This is a genomic window from Marinitoga sp. 1137 (assembly GCF_001941525.1).
In the GTDB taxonomy this organism is placed as follows: Bacteria; Thermotogota; Thermotogae; order Petrotogales; family Petrotogaceae; genus Marinitoga; species Marinitoga piezophila.
The window spans coordinates 1,601,604-1,613,721 of the sequence record NZ_CP009471.1; the positions used below are offsets into that span (position 1 = coordinate 1,601,604).

At 31.4% G+C, this 12,118-nt stretch carries 11 protein-coding genes; 7 read left to right on the forward strand and 4 right to left on the reverse strand.

Translation table 11 applies throughout. The features are described 5' to 3' along the window. Window positions 1–5 precede the first annotated feature (5 nt). Genes LN42_RS07645 through LN42_RS07655 form a run of 3 tightly spaced genes read right to left on the reverse strand, consistent with a single transcriptional unit; the run spans window position 6 to window position 2,737 of the window. Window positions 6–1,463 carry a glycogen synthase gene (locus tag LN42_RS07645; protein WP_075780662.1) on the reverse strand — a complete coding sequence of 486 codons (1,458 nt, stop codon included), beginning with the start codon at window positions 1,461–1,463 and terminating at the stop codon, window positions 6–8. A gap of 31 nt (window positions 1,464–1,494) precedes the next feature. After that, window positions 1,495–2,109, reverse strand: a complete 615-nt coding sequence (locus LN42_RS07650) for an MBL fold metallo-hydrolase (protein ID WP_075780663.1) — start codon at window positions 2,107–2,109, stop codon at window positions 1,495–1,497. A gap of 19 nt (window positions 2,110–2,128) precedes the next feature. Continuing rightward, complete coding sequence (locus LN42_RS07655; protein ID WP_014296947.1) at window positions 2,129–2,737, reverse strand: CBS domain-containing protein; 609 nt, start codon at window positions 2,735–2,737, stop codon at window positions 2,129–2,131. Window positions 2,738–2,850: 113 nt separating this feature from the next. Between LN42_RS07655 and LN42_RS07660 the strand changes: the two genes are divergently transcribed. Then, window positions 2,851–3,729, forward strand: a complete 879-nt coding sequence (locus LN42_RS07660; protein ID WP_075780664.1) for a DegV family protein — start codon at window positions 2,851–2,853, stop codon at window positions 3,727–3,729. A 17-nt stretch (window positions 3,730–3,746) separates the two neighbouring features. Then, window positions 3,747–4,973: a replication-associated recombination protein A gene (locus tag LN42_RS07665; protein ID WP_014296949.1), complete on the forward strand. Its 1,227-nt coding sequence runs from the start codon at window positions 3,747–3,749 to the stop codon at window positions 4,971–4,973. Here the strand turns inward: LN42_RS07665 and LN42_RS07670 are convergent. Continuing rightward, window positions 4,970–5,206, reverse strand: coding sequence for a S4 domain-containing protein (locus tag LN42_RS07670; RefSeq protein ID WP_014296950.1), 237 nt, complete (start codon window positions 5,204–5,206; stop codon window positions 4,970–4,972). The genes LN42_RS07665 and LN42_RS07670 overlap by 4 nt on opposite strands. Window positions 5,207–5,332: 126 nt before the next feature. Between LN42_RS07670 and LN42_RS07675 the strand changes: the two genes are divergently transcribed. The 5 genes from LN42_RS07675 (at window position 5,333) to LN42_RS07695 (ending at window position 12,069) form a co-directional block, all read left to right on the forward strand. After that, window positions 5,333–6,358: an ABC transporter ATP-binding protein gene (locus LN42_RS07675; protein WP_014296951.1), complete on the forward strand. Its 1,026-nt coding sequence runs from the start codon at window positions 5,333–5,335 to the stop codon at window positions 6,356–6,358. Next, window positions 6,358–7,521 (forward strand): ABC transporter ATP-binding protein, encoded by a 1,164-nt coding sequence (locus tag LN42_RS07680; protein WP_014296952.1) that lies wholly within the window; start codon window positions 6,358–6,360, stop codon window positions 7,519–7,521. The genes LN42_RS07675 and LN42_RS07680 overlap by 1 nt, the downstream gene beginning before the upstream one ends. Window positions 7,522–7,541: 20 nt before the next feature. Further along, on the forward strand, window positions 7,542–9,284 hold the full coding sequence (locus LN42_RS07685; RefSeq protein ID WP_014296953.1) for an ABC transporter substrate-binding protein: 1,743 nt from the start codon (window positions 7,542–7,544) through the stop codon (window positions 9,282–9,284). A 117-nt stretch (window positions 9,285–9,401) separates the two neighbouring features. After that, window positions 9,402–10,379 (forward strand): ABC transporter permease, encoded by a 978-nt coding sequence (locus LN42_RS07690; protein WP_014296954.1) that lies wholly within the window; start codon window positions 9,402–9,404, stop codon window positions 10,377–10,379. A 13-nt stretch (window positions 10,380–10,392) separates the two neighbouring features. After that, the gene (locus LN42_RS07695) at window positions 10,393–12,069 is read left to right on the forward strand and encodes an ABC transporter permease (RefSeq protein ID WP_014296955.1); all 1,677 of its coding nucleotides are present in this window, start codon (window positions 10,393–10,395) and stop codon (window positions 12,067–12,069) included. Window positions 12,070–12,118 lie beyond the last annotated feature (49 nt).

Here is a 12,118-nt window from a genome sequence, read left to right on the forward strand (position 1 = left end):
CTGCCCTAGACTTTTTTAGCCAAAGCTCTTTTATACAAATGTATGTATTCTTCAGCAGATTTATCCCATGAAAAGTTACTATTCATAGCGTTTAAAACAACATTTTTCCAACATTCAGGTTTTCTATAATATATATTAAGTGCTTTTAAAATTGCAACCAATAAATCTGAAGAATGGTAATTATAAAATCCAAAACCGTTGCCTATATTTTTTTCACAATTAAATTCTTTTACTGTATCAGCCAGACCACCTGTATATCTTACAATGGGTATTGTACCATATCTCATGGAGTACATCTGTCCAAGGCCACATGGTTCATATCTTGAAGGCATTAAAAACATATCGCTTCCAGCGTATATTAATTGAGCTAATTTAATATCAAATCGTATATTTATTGACAATCTATTATTATATTTGTTCTGAAATTCCTTTAATTGTTTTTCAAAACGTTCTTCTCCTGTTCCAAGAATTATTACCTGAACATCTAAAAGAGTTAAATAATCGAGTATGTCGGCGATTAAATCTATGCCTTTTTGTTCTACTATACGGCCTATAAAACTTATTACAGGAATATTTTTATTTTCTGGTAATCCCAATTCCTTTTGAAGTGATAATTTATTTTTGTATTTATTTTCAAGATTTTCTTTACTGAAATTATATGGAATATTTTTATCTGTTTCAGGGTTTATTTTTTCATAATCAACACCATTTATTATTCCGTACAAATCATTATTTCTAACCTTTAATACACCATCTAATTTATACCCGTATTCTTCTGTTTGTATTTCTTCTGCATATGTTTTACTTACTGTATTAATTATATCGCTGAAAAGTATTCCACCCTTTAAAAAATTAATTTGACCAAAAAATTCAAGTGCATCGATATTGTATAAATAGCCCGGTAAACCTGCAATACTTAATATATCAGGTGGAAAGATTCCCTGATAGCCTAAATTATGAATAGTAAAAACAGTGGCTATTTTTGATAATACATCATCATCGCGGTAATTGGTTTTTAAATAAACAGGAATTAACGCTGTTTGCCAATCATTCAAATGAAGTAGATTTGTTTCTGGCAAATAATTTTTTATAAATGAAATTACTGCGTCAGAAAAATACGTTGTTTGATGTTCTTTATGAGGATATTCATATACGTCATCTGTTGAAAATAATTCTTCATTTTTTATCAGATATACAGGAATATCTGTATCTGGAAGAAAGGATTTAAATACAGAAAATGAATATTTAAAGGAATGACTGAAAGGATAAAGATTTTCCGCAACCTTTTCTAAATGGTACCCTTTGCTTTTTATATTTTTTTCTGCAACTTTATGAAATGGCATAATAATATTAAGTTGGTCTGTATATTTCTTAATATATTTTGGCAATGTTCCCGCAACATCAGCAAGTCCGCCAACCTTCGCGAAAGGATCAACCTCATATGAAACAAAAGAAATATTCATATATCCCACCCCTTATATAATAATAAAAAGATTATTTAACCTTATATGGTGTATCATGAGTGAATATTACGTAATCAGACTTTTCCGTCCATTCTTTTACTATTTCTGCAACTTTATCTGTTCTCAAATTTCTCATAATATCATAAAAATCTATTTTTGTCATACATATATCTCCAGGCAAAAAGAGATTTCCGAAATTTTCACTTTCTATAAATAAAGATACATGTTCTTTTGAGTGGTAAGGAGTATAAATTACGGTAATGGCATTAAAAAGTTTTTCGCCACCTTTAAAAGTTTCCACGCGACCTTCCCAGGAATCAACCATTTGTTGATAAGCCTGACCAATTAAAGGACCGAATTTTCGATAATTTTTTCCTTTATAATTTTCATGAATTCTTATTGTTGCATTAGGGAAAAATATTGAATTATATGCATGATCAAGATGAACATGTGTAAGTACTATATCAGTAATTTCTTCTGGAGGAATATCTAAATTTTCTTCTATATCCTGGATTGTATGGATATGGCCGGGGTCTATTAAAACCTTTCTATTTTCATCTTCGAGTAAAAATACAGAAGAAAATGTTCCATGTACCCTTCCAGTAATAGTTAACAAGCCACCATCGAGTATAATCCTGAATTTCATATTTTCCCTCCTTTAAATATTAAGCCTCTTCGTAAATTCCATCATATTCTATATCATTATCATCAAGTATATTAGAAACAGCATTAACATCCTTTAGAGATAGTTTTACAGAAATCATACGTCTGGTTTTATTTATTTTACATGTAGTCATGGAAAGTATATTTAAATTATTATTGCTGAAAGTTTCAACTATTTTTTTTAATTGTCCAGGTTTATCGTCGAGAGTAAGTATAACTTTTGTTCCAGCTTCATTTAATGCTGTAATATTCACCATTGCACTGATTATCTCATCAAATCCAAATAATCCCACAGGATTCATATCATAATCTACAACGGGTAAAACTTTGAATTTAGTTTCCATCATTGTAAGAAGTACGTCTTCAACTAAGTCATCTTCATATAAAAAATCTTCAATAGGATCAAAAACATTAATTAGAAATTCATCGCTATCATATTCTCTTAAAATAGCAATATCTTCCTTTCTAATTGAAGAAAAAAGAGTCCCGTTTTTTCTTAAAATAAGTATTATATCAATATCTTTTTCGAAAAAAAGTTTTATTGCATCATCAATGGTATCATCAATATTTAATGTTTTAAAATCATTCCTCATCCATAATTTGACATACATTCTTATATCCTCCTTAATACTCTTTTATTATAATTATACACCAAAATATATGTTTTTTATGTTATAATGATATTGCCGACTTTTATACAGTAATTTTAAGGAGGAAATTAAAAATGAGTGAAAAAGAAAAAATAGCTATTGTTGCTGATTCTGGTTGCGGTATTCCAAAAGACATTGTTGAGAAATACGATATAAAAATCATTCCTTTAAGAACTATCATCGATGGTAAGGAATATAATGAAGGTGAATTTTCTCAGGAATTTTTATACGAAAGAATGGATAATGGGGATGTGAAAACATCTCTTCCGAATCCTGATATTATAAGGAATACATTTGAAGAATTAATAAGAAACGGTAAAAAAAGAATAATTACATTTAATCTATCAGGGAGTATGAGTGGAACGTTTAATATATTTAGATTAGTTTCAAATGAAATTATGCAAAAATACGAAGATGTGGAGATAGTAAATATTGATACATTAAACATTTCTATTGGTGGAGGTTTGGTTGCATATAGAGCGGCGCAAATGATATTTGAGGAAGGAAAATCATTTGAAGAAGTTGCAAAGTGGGCTGATGAGTATAGATTTAAGTCAAAGATATTCTTCGTTATTCCAACATTGAAATATCTTGCCAAAGGCGGAAGAATAGGTAAGGTTTCAGCCAAAATAGGTGAAATGTTAAACATAAAACCCATTATTTCCAATAGTGATGAAGGAATATATTATACTGTTACAAAGGTTCGCGGATTAAAACGTTCATATGATAAAGTTTATCAGGAATTTTTAAAATTTGTAGATGGAAGAAAACATATGGCGGCAGTTTATATAAGTGGAACATCAAAAGAATTGGAAAAATTACAAAAAGATTTTGTAAAAAAGATTGAATCTTTGGAAAATAATATAGAAGTTCTTGTTGGTAAAGTTTCAAGCACTATTGGTGTTCATTCTGGACCGGATATGTTTGGAATAGCTGCATTAGTTCTTGAATAATTTGAAAGGGGTTTAATGTGAATAGGCCTTTATACGAAGAATTAAGACCAAAAAATCTGGAAGAGATAGAGGGAAATGATGAATTAAAAAAGATTTTAAAAAGATGGATAAAAACAAATAAATTAAAGTCGTTTGTTATATATGGACCACCGGGGTGCGGGAAAACCACGGTGGTTTCTGCGTTTTTAAATGAACTGGATAAAAATAAATACGAAATCCATAAAATTTCTGGAGCATTAGAAGGAGCAAAAACATTAAAAAATATAATTAATACAAAAAATCCCCTTTTCCAGAAACAAATTGTATTATTTGTTGATGAAATTCATCGCTTAAATAAGGCAGAACAGGATGTATTATTATTGCATGTGGAAAATGGAGACGTGGTTTTAATAGGCTCTACAACAGAAAATCCTTCTTTTTCCTTAAATCCTGCTTTGCGTTCGAGGGTATTGTTATTTGAAATAAAACCGTTAGATACAGGAGAAATAAAAAATATTTTGGAAAAAATAAAGAAGAAATATAATATGACCTATTCGGAACAATTGCCAGAAATTCTTAAAGAGATATTTGGTCATGATATAAGACAAATGATAAATATATTAGAAGCTTTAATTGACATAGGAGAAAAAAATATAACCCCTGAAACGTTAAGTAAAATAAACTCTTCGTACAGGGGATTTTCAAAAGAAAATAAATATGATGCTATTTCAGCTTTTATAAAGAGCATTCGTGGAAGTGATCCTGATGCGGCGGTTTTTTATCTTGCATATATGCTCGAAAATGGAGAGGACCCTGTATATATAGCAAGAAGATTAATGATTCTTGCAGGTGAGGATATAGGACTTGCGGATCCGATGGCATTAAATATAGCAGTTTCAGCATTTATTGCTACAAAAGAAATTGGCTATCCTGAATGTTTATATCCTTTAACAGAAGCAACGTTATATTTATCATCAGCGCCAAAATCCAATACTGTAATGAAGACATATTTTAATGCTAAAAATGCAATAAATGAAAAATTTGAAATTCCTTTGAAATTGAGAAATCCAGTAACTAAATTTATGAAAAATAAAGGGTATGGCAAAGAATATAAATATCCTCATGATTTTGGCGGTTTTATAAAAGATACGTATCTTCCTGATAAATTGGAAAATAAACAATTCTTTAATCCCAGAGAAATTGGTTTTGAAGGGAAAATAGCTCAAAGATTAAAAAAGTTATGGAAAGGTATTAAAGACTATTAATCTTTATTATCGTTAAAAATTTCATTTATAATTTCGATTTTATAGTTATCTGTTACTTTAAAAATTATTTTTTTGTTGTATAATATTATGCTGATTATGTCACCAGGTTTTACTTCGTACGAAGGTTTTAATGTTTTTTCATTTTTTAATATTTTACCAGCCTTTGCCAATTCATTGGCTACAGTTCTTCTTTTGATAATTCTATTTACCTTTAAAAATTTATCCAATCTCATAAAAACACCCCCAAAAATATATTAATTGAAAAAATTCCTTGACATAAAAGACTAAAATAATTATAATATATTTAGCGTGTAAAAATAATTAAAATATTTTAAAATATATATTATGAGGTGATAGAGTTGTCAGAGCCAGTTCTTATAGTCGAAAACTTAAAAACATATTTCGACATAGCTGAAGGAACAGTTAAAGCAGTAAACGGCGTATCCTTTACTTTAAATCCCAACGAATCATTAGGAGTTGTTGGGGAAACAGGTTCAGGAAAAAGTGTTACAATGAAGACCATTATGGGACTTATAAAAAAACCAGGCTATATTCCAGAAGGTAGAATTTTATTCTTAACTGATGAATTCAGTAAAGACGGTAAAAAAGAGTATGTTGATTTAACCAAACTTACCCCACAGCAATTTACACGCATTAGAGGAAGACATATTGCTATGATCTTCCAGGATCCAATGACATCCTTAAATCCGATGTATACTGTTGCTGATCAAATGATCGAAACTATTATGTATCATCAGAATGTTTCTGAATTAGAGGCAAGAAAAAGAGCTGTAGAATTATTAAGAAAAGTTGGAATTCCAAATGCAGACAAAAGAATAGATGATTATCCATTTCAATTCTCTGGAGGGCAAAGACAGAGAATCGTTATTGCTATAGGTTTATCATGTAATCCCGAATTATTGATTGCAGATGAACCTACAACAGCACTTGATGTTACAATTCAGGCTCAAATACTTGAGTTAATGAAAGATCTTCAAAATGAATTTAACACAGCAATGATATATATTACACATGACTTATCTGTTGTAGCTGAAATAGCAGATAAGGTTATGGTTATGTATGGTGGTAACCAGATGGAGGTTGCCGATGTAAATACAATCTTTGAAAAGCCAACACATCCATATACAAATATGTTGCTTAATTGTATTCCAAGACACGACGCAAAAAAAGATGAATTGGAACCAATTCCTGGGCAACCGCCAATAATGCTCGATCCTCCAGATTTGTGTCCATTCTTGCCAAGATGTCCAATGGCAACGGAAAAATGTAGAAAAGCAAAACCAGATTTAAACGAACTTGAACCAGGACATTTTGTAAGATGTTGGAATCCTGTATTGGACGCAAAAATGGGAGGAGATAAATAATGCTTTTAAGAGTTAATAATTTAAAAAAATATTTCCCTATAAAACACGGATTTATTGTTGAAAAAACTGTAGGATATGTAAAAGCAGTTGATGATGTTTCATTTACTCTTGATAAAAATGAAACATATGGTCTTGTTGGAGAATCTGGTTGTGGTAAGACAACTATCGGTAAAACAATTTTAAGATTATATAATCAAACAGATGGTGAAATCTTTATTGATGACGAAGATACAAGTTATTTCTTCATGAAAAGATCAGAAGCAAGAAAGTATCTTCAAAAACATTATATAGATGTATTACATGAAGGAATAAAGGAAAAATCAGAATCAGAATTCTTAAAATCAATTCCAGATTATAAAAGAAAGTATTTTGAATACATTATAAAAAATGGTGAAGCAAGATTTATAAATTACATGCTTTCAGATTTAAAGCAAAAAAGAATGCATTTTAGAAGAAAGGTACAGATTGTTTTCCAGGATCCAACATCCTCATTGAACCCAAGAATGGCTGTTGGACAGATACTTGCTGAACCGCTTTTATTCCATGGTATTGCAAAAAACAAAAATGAAGCGTATGATATAGTTAGAGAAATACTTGTAAACGTTGGATTAAAAAAATACCATGTTGATAGATATCCACATCAGTTCTCTGGAGGACAAAGACAGAGAATTGCTGTTGCAAGGGCAGCTATTTTAAAACCAGATTTAATCATTCTTGACGAGCCAACTTCAGCTCTTGACGTTTCTGTTCAGGCACAGATAATCAAATTATTAAAAGATTTACAGAAGGAATTAGAAGCTGGATATCTCTTCATTTCACACGACTTAGGTGTTGTAAGATTCATTTCAAATTATGTTGGTATTATGTATCTTGGAAGAATGGTTGAATATGGCGATTCTGATGAAATATTTGACCATTATAAACATCCATATACAGAAGCTTTATTAAATGCAGCTCCTGTACCGGATCCTAAAAAGAGAAGAGACAGAAAACAATTTATTATACAGGGACAGGTTCCATCTCCAATTAATAGACCAAGCGGATGTTTCTTCTCACCAAGATGTAAATATGCATTTGAACCATGTTCAAAGAAATATCCACCTTATTATAAAGTAGGTAATAATCATTTTGTAAGTTGTTATAAGTATGAAGCAAAATCATGAAAATCAAGGGAGGGAGTAGCATGAAGAAGTTATTAGTATTGTTGTTTGTTCTTGTTACAGCATTAGCTGTGTTTGCAGATGAAGTAGATTGGGCTATTGAAGATGTTGCTGGAAAACCAGGGGGAACACTTTTCTTAAGTACAACATCAGGTCCAAAAACTATGAACCCAGCATGGGCACAGGAAACATCTTCAACAGAAATTATTGGATGGGTATTAGACACATTGGTACATTCTTCAAACAAAGGTTTGCCAGAATTACCAGGTTTAGCAAAGGAATTTTCAGCTGAAGTTACAGCAGACGGAAAAACAGTATATACTTACGTATTGAGAAAAGGTTTAAAATGGTCAGATGGCGAACCATTAACAATTGACGATGTTATCTGGTCATTTGAAAAAATTTGGTTCGATCCAAACATGACAGCAAACGGAAATGGTGGATACCTTGATGCTAATGATGAATTACCAACTATTAAAAAAGTTGATGACTACACAGTAAAATTCATTTACAACTCAAAATTCAGAAGAGGTCATCAATCAATAGGATGGGCAGAAATCTTACCAAAACACGTATTAGAACCATATTACAAAGCAGGTAAATTCTCAGAAGCATGGTCATTAAAAGAAATAGATAAAGTTGTAGGTTCTGGTCCATTTGTATTAAAAGAATACAAAGAAGGCGTTAGAGTTGTATTAGAAAAGAACCCATATTACTATAGAAAAGATAAAAATGGTGTACAATTACCATATTTAGATAAAATCATTTATATTGTTGTTAAAGACTTAAACACAGCAAGACTTAAGTTCGAAGCTGGAGAAACAGATATCTATTCACCAACAGCAGAAGAATTCCCAGAAATCAGGGCAATGGCTGACGAAAAAGGTTGGATAGTAAGACAGGGTGGACCAAACTTAGGTTCAAACTTTGTAACATTCAACTTCAATGCAAAAGATCCAGTTAAGAGAAAATGGTTCAGAAATGACCACTTCAGAAAAGCTATTGCATACGCAATTGATAAACAAACATTAATCGATGTTCTTTACAATGGATTAGGTGCTGCATTATACGGTCCTGTATCACCATCATCAGGATACTATAATCCAGAAGTTGAAGAATTAGGATACAGATACTCATTAGCAAGAGCTAAGAGAGAACTTAAAAAAGGCGGATTTGTATTAAAAGGCGGAAAATTATACGATGCAGATGGAAATCCAGTTAAATTTGAATTAACAACAAACGCAGGTAACAACGTTCGTGAAGAAATTGGAAACATCTTAGCAGAAAACTTAAAGAAATTAGGAATTGAAGTTAACTTTGCACCAATGCAATTCAATGCACTTGTTGGTAAATTGGTATCAACAGGAGATTGGGAAGCAATTATTATTGGTTTAACAGGTTCTGTAGATCCAGCATCAGGATGGAACGTATGGAAATTAGATGGTGGATTACATTTCTGGAACTACTCACCAGAAGTAAAACCAGATATGTTTGACGAAGAATTAAAAGCAGATTACTGGGTACCAGATTACGAAAAGAGAATTGACGAAATTATGAGAGCTCAGGTTGGAGCAGTTGATGAAAAAGAACTTAGAGACTTATTCAACGAATTCCAGATGTTAGTAGCAGAACATCAGATTTTAGTATACACAGTTGCACAGAACTACTTAGTAGCATACAAGAACACAGTTCATATCTACAATCCAGAACCAAATCCAGCAGCTGGTGTATTATGGTCAGCATGGAACATCTGGAAAGATCAATAATACATAATTTTATGTTTAATTAATTTATTATTATCTTTTTAATTTCAATTGGGAGTGGGGGAATGTGGAGATTTCTCCACTCCCTTTTAAATTCATTCCATAAGGAGGTCAGTTTTAATGTTAAAGTATATTTTAAGGAGGCTTATATTAGCCATTCCTGTACTTCTTGGAGTTTCCATTTTTTCTTTTATGATTATTTCACTTGCTCCAGGTGACTTTTTGGATTCTTATAGAATGAATCCGGCAGTTAACCCTGAACAGGTAAAGAACCTTGAAAGAAAATTTGGTCTTGATAAATCCCCTGTTGTACAATACCTATTATGGTTGAAGAATATTCTTCAAGGTGAATGGGGAGATTCATTTACCTATCAGGTTCCTGTTTGGGATTTAATCTGGAGAAGAGCAGGAGCAACATTATTACTCAGTATCACTACATTCATTTTTACCTGGGGGATAGGTATCCCGCTGGGTATATATGCGGCGTTACACCAGTATAGTATTGGTGACCAGATTATAGGGGTTATAGGTTTCATAGGATTATCTATACCTAACTTCTTCTTTGCATTATTGTTCCTCTATTTTGCAGCAAAGACAGGTGGAAAGATATTCCCTGTTGGTGGATATATCTCATTAGATTACGATACATTCCCAGCATGGAAGAAATTTTTAGACCATGTATGGCACGTATTAGGACCTATGATTACTCTTGGTACTTCAGGTTTAGCTGGTACAATGAGGGTTATGAGAGGTCAGTTGCTTGATGAATTAAAACAGGATTATGTTGAATTTGCAAGAGCAAAAGGTATGCCAGAAAAGGTTGTTATTTATAAACATGCTTTGAGAAATGCTATAAATCCAATAGTTACATCATTGGGTTTTGCAATTTCCGGTCTTTTAGGTGGAGCTGTTTTAACAGAAAACGTATTTGGATGGCCAGGTATGGGGCAATTAATTATTGAAGCTCTCATGCAACAGGATATGTTTGTTATTATGGCTGATATTATGTTAGCTTCTGTATTGTTGGTTATAGGTAACTTAATTGCTGATATCTTACTCGCTGCTGTTGACCCAAGAGTAAGATTAAGATTAGGATAACGGAGGGAAGATAATGGCTGAAAATAAAGAAATAAAAAACAATCAGGAAAATCAGGACGTTTTTGAGAAACAATTTTTGTCCACCCCTCAGTTAATATGGAGAGCTTTAAAAAGACATAAATTTGGTATGGTTTCAATGTGGATTTTGATTATATTCTATATTTTTGCATTGTTTGCAGATTTCTTATCTCCAATGGATTATAGGGTACAGCATATACAATATAAGTTTGCTCCTCCAATGAAGGTATTCTGGAAGGATGTAACAGGAAAATCTACAGGACCTCATGTATATTTATATAAAAGGGTAAAGGATCCAGTTACATTTCAGAGTACATATAATCCAGCAACATATTTTGATAGATTTGTTGCATATGATGATTTAAATTTTGATACAGAAAAGGAAACAGAATTAAGCCTTCAGGAATATAATCCAGATTTCGAATCAACAGTAACAAATTATCTTTTCGTTTTAAAATATGAAACATATGCTGTTGATAAAAATGGAAAAGAATACAAAATTGATTCTCAAATAAAAGAAGAACCTTTAGTAACCTTTGAAGAATTAGGAATTGCAGGAAAAACTGTTGAAGCAGATGAAAATGGATATATTTCTACAGATCAAATTCCGTTATTAAAAGGAGATAAGGTTCTTTTAAGTGAAGAAAACAGTAATCTCAGTAAGGTATTTTATTTTGAAGAAAACCCAAAAACAAAAAGAAATCTTGATAGATATAATTTAAAGAAAGAAGATATTACAGAATTTAAAAAATATGTTTTACTTGATACAATCTCAGTTGAAACAGAAGAAGATTTTTATGAATATTATCCAGAAAACTTAGAAAAAGTAAAATTAAAAACATTTAACATTAAATTCTTTACACATGGTTGGGAATATAAATGGCTTGGTTTAATTCCAATGGATCTTCATTTATTTGGAGTTGAAAAAAGTAAATTACCATATTTTGCAGAAGATTATGCAACAAAAGATGGAATTATTTATCTCTGGGGTGCAGATAAATTTGGAAGAGATATGATTAGTAGATTGGTATTTGGAAGTAGGGTTTCATTAACAATAGGTCTTTTAGGTATTGCTATTACATTTACTATAGGGTTATTCCTTGGTGGTGTTGCAGGTTACTTTGGTGGATGGATTGATGAAGTGTTAATGAGATTTACAGAAATACTTATGTCAATTCCAAGTTTCTATTTGCTTGTTTCATTGAGTGCAATATTGCCATCAGAACTTTCACCAGCTATAAAGTATATTCTTATTATAGTAATACTTTCATTTATAGGTTGGCCAGGAATGACAAGGGTTATCAGAGGTATGACTCTTGGTTTAAAAGAAACAGAATTTATTCAGGCAGCTGTAGCATTGGGATATCCATCAGGTAGAATTATCTGGAAACATTTATTGCCAAATACTGCTACATATGTTATAGTTTCAGCTACATTATCCATACCAGGTTATATTCTTGGTGAAGCAGGTCTTAGTTTCCTTGGTTTGGGTATCAGGGAACCCTCTGCAAGTTGGGGATTAATGTTAGCTCAGGCACAAAATATTACAGCATTAACTAATTATCCATGGTTGTTATTGCCAGGTTTATTTATCTTTATAACAGTTCTTGCATTTAACCTCTTTGGTGATGCTATAAGAGACGCACTTGATCCAAGAGCATTAGGACATTAATATTTAGTTATATAAATATCAGCCCTCTCATTTTTGAGAGGGCTGATTT